Origin of the sequence: Streptomyces sp. NPDC050738, assembly GCF_040654175.1 — a bacterium.
In the GTDB taxonomy this organism is placed as follows: domain Bacteria; phylum Actinomycetota; class Actinomycetes; order Streptomycetales; family Streptomycetaceae; genus Streptomyces.
In genome coordinates this window covers 555,984-573,736 of the sequence record NZ_JBFAHN010000002.1, presented here as the reverse complement: position 1 = coordinate 573,736, position 17,753 = coordinate 555,984, and the positions used below count along the sequence as shown (strand labels likewise).

The window sequence follows — 17,753 nt, the reverse complement described above, 5'->3', positions numbered from 1 at the left end:
AAGCAATGCACCGGCATTGACTCCGGCTTTGCAACGCCCTTAATTTCACGGCACCGACGGCGTGCGGACCGCCGTTCGGCCCTCCATCCGTGCCACGACGAGCTAGGGAACAGCCATGGTGCACATACGGATACGGACACGGACCACGACGTTCGCCGCCGCGCTGGTCGCCACCGCGCTGCTGACCGCCGCCTGCACCGGCAGCGGAGGCAGCACGAAGGGCGCGGACGCGAAGGCCCCCACGGACCCGGACAAGGTCTCCGGGACCATCACCGTCCTCACGCACAAGACCGACCTGGTGCAGGACGGCACGATGAAGCGGTACGCGGCCGAGTTCAACAAGATCTACCCCAAGGTGACGGTCAAGTTCGACGCCATCACCGACTACGAGGGCGAGGTCAAGATCCGGATGAACACGGAGAACTACGGCGACGTCCTGATGATCCCCGGCGTGATCCCCAAGGACGACTACCCCAAGTTCTTCGCGTCCCTCGGTACCGAGGCGGAGCGCAGCAAGAAGTACCGCTTCACCGCGTTCACCACGGTAGGCGGCAAGACGTACGGACAGAGCCCGATGGGCTCGATCCCCGGCTTCACGTACAACAAGAAGGTCTGGGCCCAGGCCGGGATCACCAAGTGGCCGACCACACCTGCCGAGTTCCTCGCCGACCTGAAACAGATCAAGTCGAAGACGGAGTCGGTCCCGTACTACACGAACTTCAAGGACAAGTGGCCGATGACCGCCTGGACCTTCGCCAACGGCTCGCTGAGCTGCGACGTCCAGGCCAACAACAAGCTCACCACCACCGACCCCTGGGCGAAGAACGGCGGCGAGCTGCGCACCATCGACACCCTGCTCTACGACATCGTGCACGACGGGTACGCGGAGAAGGATCCGACGACCACCGCCTGGGAGGCGTCCAAGACCAAGCTGGCCAAGGGCGAGATCGCCACGATGTGGCTCGGCTCCTGGGCGACCGTGCAGATGCAGGGCGCCGCGAAGAGCGTCGGCACGAACCCCGACGACATCGGCTTCATGCCCTTCCCCGCCCAGGTGGACGGCAAGTACTGCCCGGTCACCTCGCCGGACTACAACCAGGCGGTGAACATCCACTCCTCGCACAAGGAGGCGGCCCGCGCCTGGATCGACTGGTTCACCGACAAGTCGGGTTACGCGGACTCGCAGTTGACCATCTCGCCGCTCAAGTCGGCCCCGCTGCCCGCGATCCTCAAGCCGTACGAGGACGCGGGGGTCAAGTTCATCGAGCTCGACCAGACGAAGGGGGCGCAGGTGAACACGGTCGACAACGAGTCGGAGATCGGTCTGCAGAAGCCCGACTACCGGCAGAACCTGGTCGACATCGCCCGCGGCGCCAAGAAGCAGAGCCTGGAGTCGTTCTTCGCCGACCTCTCCAAGCGCTGGACCGCCGCGCAGAAGTCCGCAGGGCAGTGATGGCACAGACGACCGCACACCAGGCTCCTCCCGTACGGCGGCCAGCCCGTCCGGCCCCGGCCAAAGCCCCCGCACGCGCCCGGCGTTGGCGCTCGGTCACCCCCTGGCTCTTCCTCGCCGCGCCGCTCGCGCTCCTGGGGGTCTTCACGTACGCCCCGGTCGCCAACATGATCGCGTACAGCTTCACGGACTGGGACGGCATCAGCCCCGAACTGCACTACACCGGGGCGGAGAACTACACCGAACTCTTCACCCGCCCCGAGCTGTTCCAGGTCTTCTTCGTCAGCCTCTACTACCTGGCCGCGTCCGTCGTGCAGATCGCCCTGGCGCTCTACTTCGCCACGATCCTCAGCTTCGACATCCGCTTCCGCAACCTCTTCAAGGGGCTGCTGTTCTTCCCGTACCTCATCAACGGTGTCGCCATCGGCTTCGTCTTCCTCTACTTCTTCCAGGAGGGCGGCACCCTGGACACGGTCCTCGGCCTCTTCGGCGCCGACGGCCACCGCGCGTGGCTCGGCACGGCGGAGTCCGCCAACAGCTCCATGGCCGGGGTGTCCGTCTGGCGCTACCTCGGCCTGAACTTCGTGCTCTTCCTCGGGGCGATCCAGTCGATCCCGGGTGATCTGTACGAGGCCGCGGAGCTCGACGGCGCCAATCGCTGGCAGCAGTTCCGGCACATCATCGCGCCCAGCATCAAGCCGATCCTGAGCCTGACCGTGATCCTGTCGATCTCCGGCTCTCTCTCCGCCTTCGAGATCCCGTACATCATGACCGGCGGCGCGACCGGCACGCAGACCTTCGTCATCCAGACCGTGAAGCTCGCCTTCCAGTTCAACAAGACGGGGCTCGCCTCGGCCGCCGCCATCGTGCTGCTGCTGATCATCCTGGCGGTGACCTGGGTGCAGCGCCGGCTCGTCCCCGACGAAAGGGTCGACCTCGTATGAGCGCGCACACCGCCCACGGCGTGAACAGGACGGCCTCCACGCTGCGTTACGCGTCCCTGGTCGCGGCATCCCTGGTCGTCCTGCTCCCGCTGGCCGCCGTCTTCCTGACCTCCCTCAAGAGCGCGCAGGAGATGGCGGATTCCGACGGGGCGCTGACCCTGCCGCACGACTGGCTGAACTTCGGGAACTACGTCACGGCCTTCGAGGACGGCCGGATGCTGTCGGCCTTCGGCAACACGGCGTTCATCCTCCTCTTCTCCATCACCGGCACGGTGCTGATCGGCTCCATGACGGCGTACGCCATCGACCGGTTCACGTTCCGCTTCAAGAAGCTGGTCGTCGCGCTCTTCCTGATCGCGACACTGGTGCCCGGGGTCACCACCCAGGTGGCGACCTTCCAGATCGTCAACAGCTTCGGCATGTTCGACACCCGCTGGGCGCCCATCGCCCTCTACATGGGCACGGACATCGTCTCGATCTACATCTTTCTGCAGTTCATCCGGGGCATCCCGATCTCCCTGGACGAGTCGGCCCGCCTCGACGGGGCCAACGCCTTCACCATCTACCGGAAAATCATCTTCCCGCTGCTGAAGCCGGCGATCGCCACGGTCGTCATCATCAAGGGCATCACGGTCTACAACGACTTCTACATCCCCTTCCTCTACATGCCGTCCGACGACCTCGGCACGATCTCCACCTCGCTCTTCCGCTTCAAGGGCCCCTTCGGCGCGCACTGGGAGATCATCTCGGCGGGCGCGGTCCTGGTGATCCTGCCGACCCTCGCGGTCTTCCTCTTCCTGCAGCGCTACATCTACAACGGCTTCACGCGCGGAGCGACCAAGTGACGACCCTTTGTCCTGACAACCGGACGAGGGCTACGCTCGCCCCGTGTCCAAACCCATGGCCGACCCCGCGCTCAGTCTTGAACTCGGCGTGGACCGCACCAGTCCCGTCCCGCTCTACTTCCAGCTCGCCCAGCAACTGGAGGCGGCCATCGAGCGCGGCAGGCTCACCCCCGGATCGCTCCTCGGCAACGAGATCGACCTCGCGGCCCGCCTCGGACTCTCCCGCCCCACCGTCCGCCAGGCCATCCAGTCCCTCGTCGACAAGGGCCTGCTCGTACGCCGCAGGGGCGTCGGCACCCAGGTCGTCCACAGCCAGATCAAGCGCCCCCTCGAACTGAGCAGCCTGTACGACGACCTCCTCGCCGCCGGCCAGCGCCCCACCACCCGCGTCCTGTGCAACGACACCGTCCCTGCGACGGCCGAGATCGCGGCCGCCCTCGCGCTCCCCGAGGGCAGCGAGGTCCACCACGTGGAGCGCCTGCGGCTCGCCTACGACGAGCCGATGGCGCACCTCTGCAACTACCTCCCCGTCGGTCTACTGGCCCTGGACACCGCCCAGTTGGAGGCGACCGGGCTCTACCGGATGATGCGCGCGGCAGGCATCACCCTGCACAGCGCCCGCCAGTCGGTGGGCGCCCGCGCCGCCGCCGGAGCCGAGGCCCTGCGGCTGGAGGAGGCCGACGGGGCGCCGCTGCTGACCATGCAGCGCACCACCTTCGACTCCAACGGACGGGCCGTCGAGTTCGGCACCCACGCCTACCGGGCCTCGCGCTACGCCTTCGAGTTCCAGCTCCTCGTCCGCCCCTGAGACCCTGAGAAGTGCCGGGTTCGTAAGAATGTTCTGACAAACCATTGACGGGGCAGCGCGCCCGCCGTTAGAACTCCTCTGCCGCAACCCGGCGGCCGGGAGAGAAGGCGGACCCCATGCGTACGACCCGTACCCGCACCGCGTCAGTGCTCCTCGTCGCCGCGCTCGCACTCGCCGCCGCCGGGTGTTCCAGCTCGGGCGGCAAGGACTCCGAGCCGAAGCCGTCGCAGCAGAGCAGCGGCAAAGGTGTCTCCACGCCTCGGCTGAAGATCGCGATGATCACCCACTCCGGTGAGGGCGACACGTTCTGGGACATCGTCCAGAGCGGTGCCAAGCAGGCGGCCGCCAAGGACAACGTGCAGTTCCTGTACTCCGCCAACAAGGAGGGCAAGGAACAGGCCCAGCTCGTCCAGGCCGCGATCGACCAGAAGGTCGACGGGATCATCGTCACGCTCGCCAAGCCCGAAGCGGTCAGCGACGTGGTCAAGAAAGCCGTCAAGGCGGGGATCCCCGTGGTCACCATCAACTCCGGAGCCGAGTTCTCGCAGAAACTCGGCGCGCTCGTCCACATAGGCCAGGACGAGACCGTCGCGGGCGAGGCGATCGGCGAGAAGCTCAACGCCGAGGGCAAGAAGAAGGCGGTCTGCGTCATTCACGAGCAGGGCAACGTCTCGCTCGAAGAGCGTTGCGCAGGAGCGAAGAAGACCTTCAAGGGCAGCATCTCGAACCTCAACGTCGACGGCACCAACACGCCCGCCGTCACCTCCTCCATCACGGCGAAGCTCCAGGCCGAGAAGGACACCGACGTCATCGTCACCCTGGGCGCGCCCGTCGCGGACGCCGCGGTCAAGGCGAAGGGCGACGCGAACTCGTCGGCCGAGGTGGACACCGTCGACCTGAACGCCAAGGTCGTCGCCTCCATGAAGTCCGGCGCGATCGGCTTCGCCGTCGACCAGCAGCCGTACCTCCAGGGCTACCTCGCCATCGACGAACTGTGGCTCTACAAGACCAACCTCAACGTCATCGGCGGCGGAAAGCCGGTCCTGACCGGCCCCACGATCGTCACCAGGACGGACGTACCCGCACTGGAGAAGTACACCGCCGCCGGTACCCGATGACGGCCCCTCGACCTCACGTGACCCATACTTGGCCCGCACGAGATGTACGGGGAAACAAGAAGGGCACCACGTCGTGGCAAGGGTTCGGACAGGAGTACGCGCGGTGAGCGCGGTGCTGGCGGCGGTCCTCGGGGCGTCCCTCGCGGGATGCAGCAGCACCGGCGGCAAGCGCGCCGAGGAGCGTGCCGCCGAGGCGGCATCGGGCAAGGCGGCGGTGAACACACCCCGCTGGAAGGTCGCCATGGTCACCCACTCGGGCGATGGCGACACGTTCTGGGACATCGTCCAGAACGGCGCCAAGCAGGCGGCCGCCAAGGACAACATCGACTTCCTGTACGCCCACAGCGACGAGGGCCAGCAGCAGGCCCAGCTCGTCGACTCCTACATCTCCAAGGGCGTCGACGGTCTGATCGTGACGCTCGCCAAGCCCGACGCGATGAAGGACATCGTCGCCAAGGCCACGAAGGCCGGCATCCCGGTCATCACCGTGAACTCGGGCTCCGAGGTCTCCAAGGCGTTCGGCGCGCTCACCCACATCGGCCAGGACGAGACGATCGCCGGCGAGGCGGTCGGCACCGAGCTGAACGGGCGCGGCAAGAAGAAGGCGATCTGCGTCCTGCACGAGCAGGGCAACGTCGGCCACGAGCAGCGCTGCGCCGGAGCGAAGAAGACCTTCAAGGGCACGATGCAGAACCTGTACGTCGACGGTACCAACATGCCGGACGTCCAGGCCTCCATCGAGGCCAAGCTCCAGGCCGACAAGTCCATCGACTCCGTCGTCACCCTCGGCGCGCCCTTCGCGGACGCCGCCGTCCAGGCCAAGCAGACCGCGGACTCCTCGGCCGAGGTCGACACCTTCGACCTCAACGCCAAGGTCGCCACCGCACTCACCGCCGGCACCCTCGGCTTCGCCGTGGACCAGCAGCCGTACCTCCAGGGGTACGAGGCCGTGGACCTCATCTGGCTCTACAAGTACAACCTGAATGTGCTCGGCGGCGGAAAGCCGGTCCTCACAGGACCCCAGATCATCACCAAGGAAGACGCGCCGGCCCTGGAGAAGTACACGGAGCGGGGGACTCGATGAGCACGACTGCACCACCGGTGGACGAACGGCTGCTCAAGCCCTCGCCCCTGCGCAAACTGCTCGGCCGCCCCGAGCTCGGCTCGGTCGTCGGCGCGATCGCGGTCTTCATCTTCTTCTCGATCGTCGCGGACAGCTTCCTGCAGCTCTCCAGCCTCTCCACCGTGCTCTACGCGGCGTCGACCATCGGCATCATGGCGGTCCCGGTCGCCCTGCTGATGATCGGCGGCGAGTTCGACCTCTCCGCCGGTGTGCTGGTGACCAGCTCCGCGCTGATCTCCTCGATGTTCAGCTACCAGATGACCGCGAACGTCTGGGTGGGAGTCTTCGTCTCCCTCCTGGTCACGCTGCTCATCGGCGCCTTCAACGGCTTCATGCTGACCCGCACCAAACTCCCCAGCTTCATCATCACGCTGGGCACGTTCCTGATGCTGACCGGCCTGAACCTCGGCTTCACCAAGCTCATCAGCGGCACGGTCTCGACGAAGTCCATCGGCAACATGCAGGGCTTCTCCTCGGCGAAGGAAGTCTTCGCCTCGCAGTGGACCATCGGCTCGGTCAACCTCAAGGTGACCATCCTGTGGTGGGCGGCTCTGATCGTCGTCGCCACCTGGATCCTGCTGCGCACCAAGGCAGGCAACTGGATCTTCGCGGTCGGCGGCAACGCGGACGCGGCCCGCGCGGTCGGCGTACCGGTCGTCAAGACCCGTATCGGCCTCTACATGGGTGTGGCCTTCGCGGCCTGGATCTCCGGCCAGCACCTGCTCTTCAGCTACGACGTGGTGCAGTCCGGCGAGGGCGTCGGCAACGAGCTGACGTACATCATCGCGGCCGTCATCGGCGGCTGCCTGATCACCGGCGGCTACGGCTCCGCTGTGGGCTCGGCGGTCGGCGCGTTCATCTTCGGCATGACCAGCAAGGGCATCGTGTACGCGGAGTGGAACCCGGACTGGTTCAAGTTCTTCCTGGGGGCGATGCTGCTCCTGGCCACGCTGCTGAACGCCTGGGTACGCAAGCGAGCGGAGGCTTCCCGATGACTGCTCTTGTCGAACTCGACGGCGTAGCGAAGTACTACGGCAACATCAAGGCCCTCGAGGACGTCTCGCTCCTCGTCAACGCGGGCGAGATCACCTGTGTCCTCGGCGACAACGGCGCGGGCAAGTCCACCCTCATCAAGATCATCGCCGGTCTGCACCAGCACGACGCGGGCACCTTCCGGATCGACGGCGAGGAGACCACCCTCACCAAGCCGCGCGAGGCCCTCGACAAGGGCATCGCCACGGTCTACCAGGACCTCGCCGTCGTCCCCCTGATGCCGGTCTGGCGGAACTTCTTCCTCGGCTCCGAACCGACGAAGGGCGCAGGCCCCCTCAAGCGTCTCGACGTGCAGAAGATGCGCGAGACGACCCGCGCCGAACTGCTCCGCATGGGCATCGACCTGCGCGACGTCGACCAGCCCATCGGCACCCTCTCCGGTGGCGAGCGCCAGTGCGTGGCCATCGCCCGCGCCGTCCACTTCGGCGCCAAGGTCCTCGTTCTCGACGAACCGACCGCGGCGCTCGGCGTCAAGCAGTCCGGCGTCGTCCTGAAGTACGTCGCCGCCGCCCGCGACCAGGGCCTCGGCGTGGTCCTGATCACGCACAACCCGCACCACGCCCACCTGGTCGGCGACCGGTTCGTGCTCCTCAAGCGCGGCACCATGTTCGGCAGCTACACCAAGGACGAGATCACCCTCGACGAGCTGACGCGCCAGATGGCGGGCGGCAGCGAGCTGGAGGAACTCAGCCACGAGCTGCAGCGCGCCCACGTCATCCCGGCGGGGTCCCCCAAGGAGTCCCCGGACGCCTCGTGATGTCGCGGATGGCAGAATCGGCCCGATGAGTACGTACCGCGACTTCGCGCACCGAGGCTCCGCCCGCGCCACCGTCCTGAGGACCGTCGGCACCCGCGAGCGCCGTTCGCACCTCACGGCACCACGGGTCCCGACGGTCGGCATCGACATCGGCGGTACGAAGGTGATGGCCGGCGTCGTCGACGCCGACGGTGTGATCCTGGAGCGGATCAAGACCGAGACGCCCGACAAGTCCAAGAGCGCCAAGGTCGTCGAGGACGTCATCACCGAGCTCGTCCTGGACCTCTCCGACCGCCACGACGTCCACGCGGTGGGCATCGGGGCGGCCGGTTGGGTCGACGCCGACCGCTCGCGCGTTCTCTTCGCCCCCCACCTGGCCTGGCGCGACGAGCCGCTGCGCGACGCACTCCAGGCCCGCCTGGCGGTCCCCGTCATGGTCGACAACGACGCCAACACCGCCGCCTGGGCGGAGTGGCGCTTCGGCGCGGGACGCGGCGAGGACCACCTGGTCATGATCACGCTCGGTACCGGTATCGGCGGCGCGATCCTGGAGGACGGCCAGGTCAAGCGCGGCAAGTACGGGGTCGCGGGAGAGTTCGGCCATATGCAGGTCGTCCCCGGCGGCCACCGCTGCCCCTGCGGCAACCGCGGCTGCTGGGAGCAGTACAGCTCCGGCAACGCCCTGGTCCGCGAGGCCCGGGAGCTCGCCGCCGCCGACTCCCCGGTCGCGTACAACCTCATCGAGCGCGTCAAGGGCTCCATCCCCGAGATCACCGGACCACTCATCACCGAGCTCGCCCGTGAGGGCGACGCGATGTGCATCGAGCTCTTCCAGGACATCGGCCAGTGGCTCGGGGTGGGCATCGCCAACCTGGCCGCCGCCCTCGACCCGGCCTGCTTCGTGATCGGCGGCGGCGTCAGCGCCGCCGACGACCTCCTCATCGGCCCCGCCCGCGACGCCTTCAAGCGCCAGCTGACCGGCCGCGGCTACCGCCCCGAAGCTCGCATCGTGAAGGCGGAGCTCGGCCCCGAGGCCGGCATGGTCGGGGCAGCCGACCTGGCCCGGCTGATCGCCCGCCGCTTCCGCCGCGCCAACCGGCGGCGGGTGGAGCGCGCCGAGCGCTACGCCCGCACCTCCCGTACGGCCGGGGGATCCGCGTGATGACCACATCGGTGCCGCGCCAGTCCTCGCCCCCGGACGAGCCCGGACGCAAGCCTCCCGAGGACCGTAGGCATGTGATCCGCCGCCGGGTGATCACGCTCCTGATCATCGTGCTGCTGGTGGGCGTACCGGCCGGCTATCTGCTGATCTCCGCCGAGCAGAGCCGCCAGAGCGGCCGCGACAAGGAGAAGGAGGCCGCCGCCACCGGGCTGCTGCCCGGGCGTCCCTCCACCGTCCAGCGTTCGATCTACGACGTCCCGGTCCCGGCGGGATCCACCTCCACGGGCTACTACGAGACCAGCAACTGGAAAGTCAGCCGCCTCTACACCCAGTTCCGTACGACGGCCGCGGGCCTCGACCAGTTCATGAAGGGCGTCGGCACCGCCACGTCCGCCCTCAAGGACGGCGAGGTGACGATCAGCGCGAGCGACGCGGAGGTGGTCGGCTGGACCTTCCCCGCCGACCGCACGTGGGCCGGGACCACCTTCACGCAGAAGGACCCGCAGCCCACGGTGAACATCACCGTCGACCTGACGCAGCCGGCGAGCCCGATGGTGTACGTCGTCTCGGCGACCAGGCCCTGACGCCTCGCGTCCGCGTGGCTCAGCGGCTGCGCAGTGCCTCGATCAGCTCCTGCTTCGTCATCTTCGAACGCCCCTCGATGCCGATCTTCCTCGCCTCGGCGTAGAGGTCCTCCTTGGTGCGGCCCTCGTACGCACCGGCCTTGCCGCCCTTGCGCCCGACCGCGCTGCGTGACGTGGCGGCGGCGCTGTTGGCGATCCGTGCGGCCTTCTCCTTGCCCGCGCCCTCGCGGCGCAGCGCCTGATAGGTCTTCTCGTCCTTGATCTGCGGTGTCGGCACGACGTCTCACTCCTGCACGGCCATAGGGACAAACCTGATTCCTCCACGTCTACCCCGTGTCCCCGGGGCATGCCAGGCGAGGGCCTGGTTTGCTTCAGTTCTGCCGGGCACCCGTCGGTCCACGCACACGTCACGTCGAGGAGGACGCCCATGCCCATCGCGGAGCACCGCGGACCGCTGAGGCGTGCTGCCGGTCCGGCCGCCGAAGTCCTCGGGTGGTGGGTGGTGTTGGGCGCCCTGTGGCTCGTCCTGATCAGCGAGGTGGACACGCTGGAAGTGATCGTCGGAGGCTGCTGCGCGCTGCTGGCGGCACTCGCCGCGGTCGGCGCGCGGCGTGCGGCGGCCGCCCGGTGAACGCATGGCTCATGAGCGCGACCGTGCTGCTCGGCGCGGGCGTCGCCCCCGTGGTGTGGGGCGTGGCGACCGGGCCGCTCGGGCGCCGGGTCGTCGCGCAGAACATGGGCACCACCGTGGTCTGCCTCGTCCTGCTCCTCCTCGCCCAGGGGTACGAACGGCCCTCGTACGCCGATCTCGCACTCGTGCTGGCCGTCCTCGGACCGGTCGGCACCCTCGTCTACGCCCGGTTGCTCGCCGAGGACCTGACCGGCATCCCGCCGGCGGCCGGAGCGCTGACGGTGGCAGCCGCCGTGGCGACCGGCGCGGTGACCGTGCTGCTGTGCACGGCCGCCGCACCGGGCAGGACCACCGCGAAACTGCTCGTCATCGGCGCACTGCTGGCCACCGGGAACGTGATCGCATCCCGTGCCCTGTCCGGCGGCTTCCCCGGCGCATCCCGGGCAGGGCGCCGTGACTGACGCGCTGATCGTCGTGTCCCTGCTGCTCGTCGCCGCATCGGCGACCGCGGCCGTGGCGGTCCGTGATCCGGCCCGCCAGGCGCTGGTCCTCGCCGTGCTCGGGCTGACGCTGGCCGTGCTGTTCACCGTCCTGCAGGCGCCCGACGTGGCCCTGTTGCAGCTGGCGGTGGGCTCGGCGCTGACGCCGCTGCTGATCCTGCTCTCGGTACGTAAGGTACGGCGCCGCGGACACGGCCGGCACGACCAGCACGACAAGGGCGCGGAGCGGTGAGCAGACGGCTGCGGATGTGGGTGCTGGGCGTGGGCGGCGCGGGCCTGGCCGCCCTGTTCGTCGCCGCCTGCCTTCAACTCCCCGCATTCGGGGGCGTCTTCCACCCCTACGGCGAGCGGGCCACGCACGCCGCGCTCGCCCGCAGCACCTCCAACGTGATCTCCGCCGTCAACTTCGACCAGCGTGCCTTCGACACCCTCGGCGAGGAGAGCATCCTGTTCGCCGCGGTCCTGGGCACCGTCGTCCTGCTGCGCCAGACCCGTGACGAGCGCCAGGTCCCGCCCGCCCCCGCCCGTGTCGCCCCTCCGGTGCGGCGCTACGCGCTCGCCATGCTGCCCGTGGCCGTCCTCGTCGGCCTCTACGTCGTCGCCCACGGGCAGCTCAGCCCCGGCGGCGGCTTCCAGGGCGGGGTCGTCCTGGCGACCGCGGTGCATCTGCTCTACATCGGCGTGGACTACCGGGCCCTGGAGCGGATCCGGCCCCTGGGGCTGTACGAGGTGGGGGACGCCGTGGCCGAGGGCGCCTACGTCGTCATCGGCGTCGCCGGGCTGATCGGCGGCTCGGCATTCCTGGCCAACACCCTTCTCCCGTACGGCACGTTCAACACCCTGGCCTCCGGCGGATTCGTACCGCTGCTCAACGCGGCAGTGGGCATGGAGGTCGCCTGCGCGGTGGTCGTGCTGCTCGCACGCTTCCTCGACCAGGCCGTCGAGATCGTGGAGCCCGGCGAGGAACACGACGAACAGGGAGTGTGAAGCGAGCGTGAGACGACCGTGATGTCCGTACTGCCCTACCTGGTCGCCGGCTGGATCTTCCTGGCCGGCTGCTACGGCCTGGCCACCAGCCGCCATCTGGTCCACGCGGTGGGCTGCCTGGCGGTCTGCCAGTCCTCCACGTACGTCCTGCTGCTCTCCGTCGGATACCGCGACGGCGGTACCGCGCCCGTCCACTCCGACCTGGAGCCCGGGTCCAGACCGCTGGTCGACCCCGTCGTCCAGGCGCTCGCGCTCACCGATGTCGTCGTCGGGGCCACCGTCACCGCCCTGCTGCTCGCCCTGGTCGTGCAGGTCGCCAAACGCCACGGCACAGTCGACCCCGACGAACTCTCCGAGCTGCGCGGATGAATCACCTGCTCCCCATGGTGGTGGCGCTGCCGCTGACCGGCTCCGCCGCACTGGTCGCCGCAGGGCGCCGGCTGCCCAGAGTGGTGGCCGAGTCGATCGGCTGCGCCTTCGCGCTGGCCACGGCCGTGCTGGCCGTGGTTCTCCTGTCCCACGCCTCGCCGGACGACGTCGAATGGGTCGGCGGGTGGCGCCCGCACGGCGGCGGGAGCGTGGGTATCTCGCTGGTCGGCGACGGCCCGGGGCTGGGGCTCGCGGCCCTGGTGTCGCTGCTCGTCGTCGCCGTACTCCTCTACTCCTGGCACTACTTCGACGAACCGCCACGCGGCCATGCCGGTTCCTTTCCCGCGCTGGTCCTGCTCTTCCAGGCGGGCATGTGCGGATTCGCGCTCACCGGTGACCTGTTCAACGCGTTCGTCTTCTTCGAGCTGATGAGCGTCGTCGCGTACGCGCTGACCGGATACCGGGTGGAGGAGGCCAAGGCGGTCCAGGGCGCGCTCACCTTCGGCGTGGTCAACTCCCTTGGCGCGTACGCCACTCTGACCGGCATCGTGCTCCTGTACGCGCGCACCGGCGAGCTGGGGATGCGGCAGATCGGGCGGGCGCTCGCCGCGCACGGCGGCGGCCCGGACGCCCTGGTCCTGTGCGCGTTCGTGCTCGTCCTGACCGGCCTGCTGGTCAAGGCGGCCGCCGTGCCGTTCCACTTCTGGCTGCCCGATGCCCATGCGGTCGCACCGACACCGGTGTGCATGCTCCTGTCCGGGGTGATGGTCGAGGTCGGCGTGTACGGCGTATGGCGGGTGTACGGCACGGTGTTCGCCGGTCCGGGCGGAGTGCCCGCGCCGGACGCCGGGCGTGCGCTCATGGTGCTCGGCGTACTGACGGCGCTCGTCGGCGCGGTGATGTGCTGGCAGCAGCGGCACATCAAGCGGCTCCTCGCGTACTCGACCGTCGCGCACACCGGGCTCTTCCTCATCGGGATCGGGCTCCTGCGCCCGGAGGCCGACGCGGGCGTGGCGTTGTACGTGGTGGGTCACGCGGGCGCGAAGGCCGCCCTGTTCGCCTGTACGGGCATCCTGCTCGACCGCTTCGGGAGTGTCGACGAGCACGAGCTGTACGGAAAGGCCCGCCAACTCCCCTTGACCGGGGCCCTGTTCGCGGTCGGCGGGCTGGCCCTGGCCGGGCTGACGCCGTTCGGCACCGCGCTGGGCAAGGGGGTCACGGAGGAGGCGGCGGGCGGTGCGTTCACCGTGCTGTTCGTCGCCGTGTCCGCCGTGACCGCCGGAGCGGTGCTCCGGGTCGCGGCGCGTGTCTTCCTCGGGCTGGGGCCACGGCCCACGGGCGACCCGGCGCAGGAGACGGACGGGGAGGGCGAGAAGCCGGAGACCACGGCCCAGCTCGGCCGGGTCCCCGCCACGATGGCCGCCGTGCCGGCCGTGCTGCTCGCCGGATCGCTGGCCGTCGGCCTGGCCCCCGGCCTCACGGCCGCGACGGGCCGCGCCTTCGGGGTGCCGGCGCACGAGGCCCCGCACTGGTCGCCGGCCGGGCTGCTGCTGGGCCTCGTCTCGGCGGCACTCGCGGTGGGACTCGCCACGGCCGCCGTACGCGCCCCCGCTCACCAGGAGCCGTACGGCTGGACCGGACCCCTGCGCCGGCTGCATTCAGGGCACATCGGCGACTATGTCGCCTGGCTGCTCATGGGCGCCGCGCTGCTCGGCGCCCTGACGATTCCCGGCATTCTCTAGCTCCTCTCCCGCGCGTAGGGCGCCACCGTGATGCGGTCGATCAGCGGGGCGTAGCGGGAGCGGAGCAGTACGCCGGGGAAGGTGTCCGAGGCGTACGTGGTGCCGTCGAAGTTCGGCAGTTCCCCGGAGCCGAAGGCGATCGTGTTCTTTCCCTTGGTGAGGCGGACGGGGACCGTCAGCTCCCAGAAGTTGTTGGCGTGGAAGCTGTGGGGGAAGCCGACGCGCTGCACCGCGCCGCCGTTGACGGTGATGTCGGCATGGCGGGCGAGCGGGTCGGGGTTGTAGTGGGTGGCCTCGGACTGTTCGGGGTTGGAGTAGCGGACGCGCAGCGCGTACAGACCGGGCTTGTCCGCTTCCACGGTGAACGTCGCGGTGTTGGTGTTGCCGGGGGCGCCGCCGATTCCGGTGATGGCCGTGCCGTCGGTGGCCAGGGACAGCGGGGTGAGCGTGGCCGAGCCCGTGAGCTTGGCATCCTGCGCCTCGTACGTGCGTGCCGGGAGTGCGCCCTGGGTGGGTGCGACCGTGAGGCGGTCGACGAGTGTGGTGGGCGAACTGCCGGTCAGCGTCACCTTGTTGATGCCTCCCGAGAGGGAGACCGCCGTGCTGTTCCTGCCCTTGGACAGCTGCAGGACGTCGTGTCCGTTCACGGTGAGCCGGGCGCCGGTGCCCTCCAGGGTGTCGACCCTGAGCGTGGCCTCACGGTCGGCGGGGGAGTAGACCCAGAACGTGGCGGTCCCGCCGCGCGGGAGCCGGGCCGCGCCCGAACCGGTGGCGGGGGCCTTGGCCTGCTTCGGCAGCGTGTAGAGGGGCTGCGCGCCGCCGCCGAGCCAGGCCAGCTCGCCCTCGTACACCTGCGTGGTGGCCGACGCCTCGGGGAGCGAGAGCGCGAGGTGGTCGACGATGGCGTCGCCCTGGGTGCTGCGCTTGCCGTCGAGGCTCTTCGCGGCGAGCGTCAGGGTGTGCCTGCCCTTGGTGAGGGGGACTTTGGTGTCGGTGTGGTCCCACACCACCCACTTGTAGCCGAGCGGCAGGTGCAGCTCCTGTTCGCCGGCCGCCTTGCCGTCCACACGCAGGAAGACGTTGGTGGGGCCCTGTTCCTTCACCTTGTCGAAGGTGTTGAGGGAGTTGGCGAAGACGCTCAGGTCGTACGTGCCGTCCTCGGGCACGTCGACGGTGAAGTCCAGGGTGACGTCCGATCCTGTGCGCAGCCCGCCGACGTCGTATCCGCCGGAGGTGTAGAACTTCGACACGTCCGCGGGCGAGCCCTCCGGCCCGTTCTTCGTATAGCCGGTGCCGGTGTGGGCGGCGTCCTCCGCCTCGTACGAAGCCTTCCAGCGCGTGGGCGGGGACTGGGTGCCCGTGGCCTTGCCCGCGGGACTGAGGACGATCTCGTACGCCGAGGAGTCCGAGAGCTTCGGCAGCGCGCCGTCGCCGAAGTCGACGACGACCGAGCCGTCGTCACCGACCGTCAGGTCCTTCTCGCCGAGAAGCTGCGGCCCGGGGGAGTCGCCCAGCTGTCCGCTCCACTCGATCTCCCGCACCCAGGCGTGCACCCGGCTTCCGAAGAGCTTCTCCGGGATGCCCGCGAAGGTGATGTGGCCCTTTCCGGAGGACCCGCCGAAGAGCAGCCTGGCCTGGCGCTTCTGCTCGTCGAGTGTGGCGACGCCCTGCATCGTGTAGTTCTCGCCGGGGAACGGTGAGGTCACCTTCGCCGTGTGCCCGCTCATCGAGGCGTACGCATGGAGCAGCCACCACTGGCCGTTGCCGCGGTTGGACTGCACCGCGGAGTCGGAGAGATTGCCGTCGATGTTCCAGTACGCGATGTCGGCGTCGACCTTGGAGTCCTCGATCGCGGACGCCCACTGGATCATCTGGCCGGGTACGGAGGTGTGGTAGTTGAAGGCGTATTCGTTGATGTTGACGGGGAGTTGGGTGCCCTGCCTCGTGGTGCCCTTGAAGAGGTCCTTCTCCCACGCGCGGTACGTGGCGACGCTCTCGCGGACCGCCTCCGGGTGGCTGAGTTCGTGCCAGGTGATGACGTCGGGGAGGGTGCCTGCGGCCAGGGCGTGGGTGAGGAATCCCTTCACCTGGTCGTAGAGGACGCTGGTGTTGGGTCCTGCGATGCGGGCGTCCGGCATCCTGGCCTTGATGAGGCGGTAGGAGCTGTCCCAGGCGGCGAAGTAGTCGGCGGGGTCGGTGAGCCAGCTGACCTTGTTGGAGCTCCACTCGCCGGTGCCGAACATGTTGCCCTCGGGCTCGTTGAACGGCACGAAGACGATGTTGTCCTGGTACTTCTCCGGCAACTTCAGTACCTGGTCCACCTGTTGGGCCATCTTCTCCTGGTAGAGCTTGAGCTTCTCGGCCGGTGTGTTCCCGGGCCACTGGTAGGGGAAGCCGCGGTGGATGTCCGTCATGTAGATGTACACGTCGCCGTCGGTGGAATCGGCGAGCGGCTTGACCACGTCCAGGGCGTCGGCACCCGGGTGCTGCGGACCGTCCTGCGCCTTGGTGGAGACGGTGCGCAGGCCCATGCCCTCCATCAGATTGTTCGTGGGGACGTCGGGGCCGTACACGCCGTAGAGAGTGCCGGAGGCGCCCCCGTGGAACGCACCGGTGTCCGAGGCGAGGTCGACGGTGAGCTCGCCCTCGCGGACCACGGTCACGGTCGCCCGCACGGCGCGTCCGGCGGCCGTTCCCGCCACCGTGAACGTCCCGGGTGCGGCGTACTTCTCCGCCGGTACGGCGTCCCAGGTGACCGGCGTGTCCCGGTCGTAGCCGTCGGAGAAGGAGGAGCGGACGGCGGCGGGCAGGGACGGAGCCGTACCGGCCGTGGTCCGGGCCTCGAAGGAGGTCTTGGAGAGCGCGACGAGCGTGGGCACGGTGGTGACCGTGCCGGCCACCTGCTCGGCACTGAGCGCCGCATGCCATACGACGAAGTCGTCGATCGCGCCCTTGAACAGGGGGTCGGGGTAGAAGGACTTGCCGAGGTAGCCGGCTGCCGTGGCCGAACTGTCCAGGAGATCACCGGCCTTGATGCCGGTCGCGGCGGAGGAGACCGCCGCGCCGTCGAGATAGGTGGTGACCCGCCCCGCGGTGGAGTCCAGCGTGACGGTGACCGTACGCCACTCGTCCGCGGGCAGCATCGCGTATCCGCGAGTCTGCGCCTCCGCGCCGCCTCCGCCGGTGGTCGCGGAGGTCTGGAGCACACCACCGCCGTTGGACGGGGTCGCGAAGAGATACCTGGTGTCGTTGCTGCCCAGATCGAAGATCCGCTGCCAGGACGACGTGTCGCCGCCCCACTTCACGCGAGCGGACACCGTCAAGTCGGTTGCCTCACCCACGACTTCGCGCGGCAGCCGGACGTATGCGCCGTCGGAGGTGGACGCCCCGCCGGGCAGGGCGAGTGCCTTGCCGCCGTCGGCACCGGCGACGGACCGGGCGGTGGGTCCGTTGAGCAGGCTCGCGGTCAGGCCGTTGCCCGAACTGTCGGCGATCTCGCCGGAGGCGAGGTCGTCCTGGTCGAAGGTGTAGTGGGCGGCGGGCCGGGGTGCGTCGGCCGCCTGTGCGGGTGCGGCGGGTGTGACCAGCAGGCCGGCGCCGAGTGTCAGGGCCACGGCGGCCGGGCCCCGGCGCCGGGCGGATCTGTCAGCGGAGGGCATGGATCGCGTCCTCAATCC

Annotated in this window: 18 protein-coding genes; 16 read left to right on the top strand and 2 right to left on the bottom strand. The window is 69.2% G+C overall.

Annotated features, from left to right (window positions below; translation table 11 throughout):
* Window positions 1-115: 115 nt before the first annotated feature.
* From AB0H78_RS06830 to AB0H78_RS06785, 10 genes are all read left to right on the top strand, one after another.
* The gene (locus AB0H78_RS06830; RefSeq protein ID WP_363233186.1) at window positions 116-1,453 is read left to right on the top strand and encodes an ABC transporter substrate-binding protein; all 1,338 of its coding nucleotides are present in this window, start codon (window positions 116-118) and stop codon (window positions 1,451-1,453) included.
* The gene (locus AB0H78_RS06825) at window positions 1,453-2,397 is read left to right on the top strand and encodes a sugar ABC transporter permease (protein ID WP_363233185.1); all 945 of its coding nucleotides are present in this window, start codon (window positions 1,453-1,455) and stop codon (window positions 2,395-2,397) included. The genes AB0H78_RS06830 and AB0H78_RS06825 overlap by 1 nt, the downstream gene beginning before the upstream one ends.
* Window positions 2,394-3,242, top strand: coding sequence for a carbohydrate ABC transporter permease (locus AB0H78_RS06820; protein ID WP_363233184.1), 849 nt, complete (start codon window positions 2,394-2,396; stop codon window positions 3,240-3,242). Before AB0H78_RS06825 ends, AB0H78_RS06820 begins: the two co-directional genes overlap by 4 nt.
* 55 nt (window positions 3,243-3,297) lie before the next feature.
* The gene (locus tag AB0H78_RS06815) at window positions 3,298-4,050 is read left to right on the top strand and encodes a GntR family transcriptional regulator (RefSeq protein ID WP_363233436.1); all 753 of its coding nucleotides are present in this window, start codon (window positions 3,298-3,300) and stop codon (window positions 4,048-4,050) included.
* A 116-nt stretch (window positions 4,051-4,166) separates the two neighbouring features.
* A complete protein-coding gene (locus AB0H78_RS06810) occupies window positions 4,167-5,168 on the top strand; it encodes a sugar ABC transporter substrate-binding protein (RefSeq protein ID WP_363233183.1) in 1,002 nt (333 codons plus the stop codon).
* A 103-nt stretch (window positions 5,169-5,271) separates the two neighbouring features.
* Window positions 5,272-6,252 carry a sugar ABC transporter substrate-binding protein gene (locus AB0H78_RS06805; RefSeq protein WP_363233182.1) on the top strand — a complete coding sequence of 327 codons (981 nt, stop codon included), beginning with the start codon at window positions 5,272-5,274 and terminating at the stop codon, window positions 6,250-6,252.
* Window positions 6,249-7,286 carry an ABC transporter permease gene (locus AB0H78_RS06800; RefSeq protein ID WP_363233181.1) on the top strand — a complete coding sequence of 346 codons (1,038 nt, stop codon included), beginning with the start codon at window positions 6,249-6,251 and terminating at the stop codon, window positions 7,284-7,286. The genes AB0H78_RS06805 and AB0H78_RS06800 overlap by 4 nt, the downstream gene beginning before the upstream one ends.
* Complete coding sequence (locus AB0H78_RS06795; protein ID WP_363233180.1) at window positions 7,283-8,101, top strand: ATP-binding cassette domain-containing protein; 819 nt, start codon at window positions 7,283-7,285, stop codon at window positions 8,099-8,101. The genes AB0H78_RS06800 and AB0H78_RS06795 overlap by 4 nt, the downstream gene beginning before the upstream one ends.
* Before the next feature lie 25 nt (window positions 8,102-8,126).
* Entirely contained in the window at window positions 8,127-9,263 is a 1,137-nt protein-coding gene (locus AB0H78_RS06790) for an ROK family glucokinase (RefSeq protein WP_363233179.1), read from the top strand.
* Complete coding sequence (locus tag AB0H78_RS06785; RefSeq protein ID WP_363233178.1) at window positions 9,263-9,847, top strand: hypothetical protein; 585 nt, start codon at window positions 9,263-9,265, stop codon at window positions 9,845-9,847. Before AB0H78_RS06790 ends, AB0H78_RS06785 begins: the two co-directional genes overlap by 1 nt.
* A 19-nt stretch (window positions 9,848-9,866) precedes the next feature.
* On the opposite strand, the gene AB0H78_RS06780 is transcribed toward AB0H78_RS06785, so the two are convergent.
* On the bottom strand, window positions 9,867-10,124 hold the full coding sequence (locus AB0H78_RS06780) for a Rho termination factor N-terminal domain-containing protein (RefSeq protein ID WP_363233177.1): 258 nt from the start codon (window positions 10,122-10,124) through the stop codon (window positions 9,867-9,869).
* Between the two features lie 150 nt (window positions 10,125-10,274).
* Here AB0H78_RS06780 and AB0H78_RS06775 point away from each other — a divergent pair, with 150 nt between their 5' ends.
* From AB0H78_RS06775 to AB0H78_RS06750, 6 genes are read left to right on the top strand one after another with little or no spacing between them, the layout of a single operon-like run.
* Entirely contained in the window at window positions 10,275-10,478 is a 204-nt protein-coding gene (locus AB0H78_RS06775; RefSeq protein WP_363233176.1) for a hypothetical protein, read from the top strand.
* A gap of 11 nt (window positions 10,479-10,489) precedes the next feature.
* The gene (locus AB0H78_RS06770) at window positions 10,490-10,939 is read left to right on the top strand and encodes a monovalent cation/H+ antiporter complex subunit F (RefSeq protein ID WP_363233175.1); all 450 of its coding nucleotides are present in this window, start codon (window positions 10,490-10,492) and stop codon (window positions 10,937-10,939) included.
* The gene (locus tag AB0H78_RS06765; protein ID WP_363233174.1) at window positions 10,932-11,210 is read left to right on the top strand and encodes a DUF4040 domain-containing protein; all 279 of its coding nucleotides are present in this window, start codon (window positions 10,932-10,934) and stop codon (window positions 11,208-11,210) included. Before AB0H78_RS06770 ends, AB0H78_RS06765 begins: the two co-directional genes overlap by 8 nt.
* A complete protein-coding gene (locus tag AB0H78_RS06760; protein WP_363233173.1) occupies window positions 11,207-11,965 on the top strand; it encodes an MnhB domain-containing protein in 759 nt (252 codons plus the stop codon). The genes AB0H78_RS06765 and AB0H78_RS06760 overlap by 4 nt, the downstream gene beginning before the upstream one ends.
* 21 nt (window positions 11,966-11,986) lie before the next feature.
* The gene (locus AB0H78_RS06755; protein WP_363233172.1) at window positions 11,987-12,334 is read left to right on the top strand and encodes a sodium:proton antiporter; all 348 of its coding nucleotides are present in this window, start codon (window positions 11,987-11,989) and stop codon (window positions 12,332-12,334) included.
* Window positions 12,331-14,076 carry a proton-conducting transporter membrane subunit gene (locus tag AB0H78_RS06750; RefSeq protein WP_363233171.1) on the top strand — a complete coding sequence of 582 codons (1,746 nt, stop codon included), beginning with the start codon at window positions 12,331-12,333 and terminating at the stop codon, window positions 14,074-14,076. Before AB0H78_RS06755 ends, AB0H78_RS06750 begins: the two co-directional genes overlap by 4 nt.
* Here AB0H78_RS06750 and AB0H78_RS06745 read toward each other — a convergent pair.
* On the bottom strand, window positions 14,073-17,735 hold the full coding sequence (locus AB0H78_RS06745; RefSeq protein WP_363233170.1) for a LamG-like jellyroll fold domain-containing protein: 3,663 nt from the start codon (window positions 17,733-17,735) through the stop codon (window positions 14,073-14,075). The two genes, AB0H78_RS06750 and AB0H78_RS06745, sit on opposite strands and share 4 nt — an antisense overlap.
* Window positions 17,736-17,753 lie beyond the last annotated feature (18 nt).

Coding starts and splice junctions, on each gene's coding strand:
- AB0H78_RS06830 (WP_363233186.1), top strand. CDS start 116: ATGGTGCACATACGGATACGGACACGGACCACGACGTTCGCCGCCGCG.
- AB0H78_RS06825 (WP_363233185.1), top strand. CDS start 1,453: ATGGCACAGACGACCGCACACCAGGCTCCTCCCGTACGGCGGCCAGCC.
- AB0H78_RS06820 (WP_363233184.1), top strand. CDS start 2,394: ATGAGCGCGCACACCGCCCACGGCGTGAACAGGACGGCCTCCACGCTG.
- AB0H78_RS06815 (WP_363233436.1), top strand. CDS start 3,298: ATGGCCGACCCCGCGCTCAGTCTTGAACTCGGCGTGGACCGCACCAGT.
- AB0H78_RS06810 (WP_363233183.1), top strand. CDS start 4,167: ATGCGTACGACCCGTACCCGCACCGCGTCAGTGCTCCTCGTCGCCGCG.
- AB0H78_RS06800 (WP_363233181.1), top strand. CDS start 6,249: ATGAGCACGACTGCACCACCGGTGGACGAACGGCTGCTCAAGCCCTCG.
- AB0H78_RS06795 (WP_363233180.1), top strand. CDS start 7,283: ATGACTGCTCTTGTCGAACTCGACGGCGTAGCGAAGTACTACGGCAAC.
- AB0H78_RS06790 (WP_363233179.1), top strand. CDS start 8,127: ATGAGTACGTACCGCGACTTCGCGCACCGAGGCTCCGCCCGCGCCACC.
- AB0H78_RS06785 (WP_363233178.1), top strand. CDS start 9,263: ATGACCACATCGGTGCCGCGCCAGTCCTCGCCCCCGGACGAGCCCGGA.
- AB0H78_RS06775 (WP_363233176.1), top strand. CDS start 10,275: ATGCCCATCGCGGAGCACCGCGGACCGCTGAGGCGTGCTGCCGGTCCG.
- AB0H78_RS06770 (WP_363233175.1), top strand. CDS start 10,490: ATGAGCGCGACCGTGCTGCTCGGCGCGGGCGTCGCCCCCGTGGTGTGG.
- AB0H78_RS06755 (WP_363233172.1), top strand. CDS start 11,987: ATGTCCGTACTGCCCTACCTGGTCGCCGGCTGGATCTTCCTGGCCGGC.
- AB0H78_RS06750 (WP_363233171.1), top strand. CDS start 12,331: ATGAATCACCTGCTCCCCATGGTGGTGGCGCTGCCGCTGACCGGCTCC.
- AB0H78_RS06745 (WP_363233170.1), bottom strand. CDS start 17,735: ATGCCCTCCGCTGACAGATCCGCCCGGCGCCGGGGCCCGGCCGCCGTG.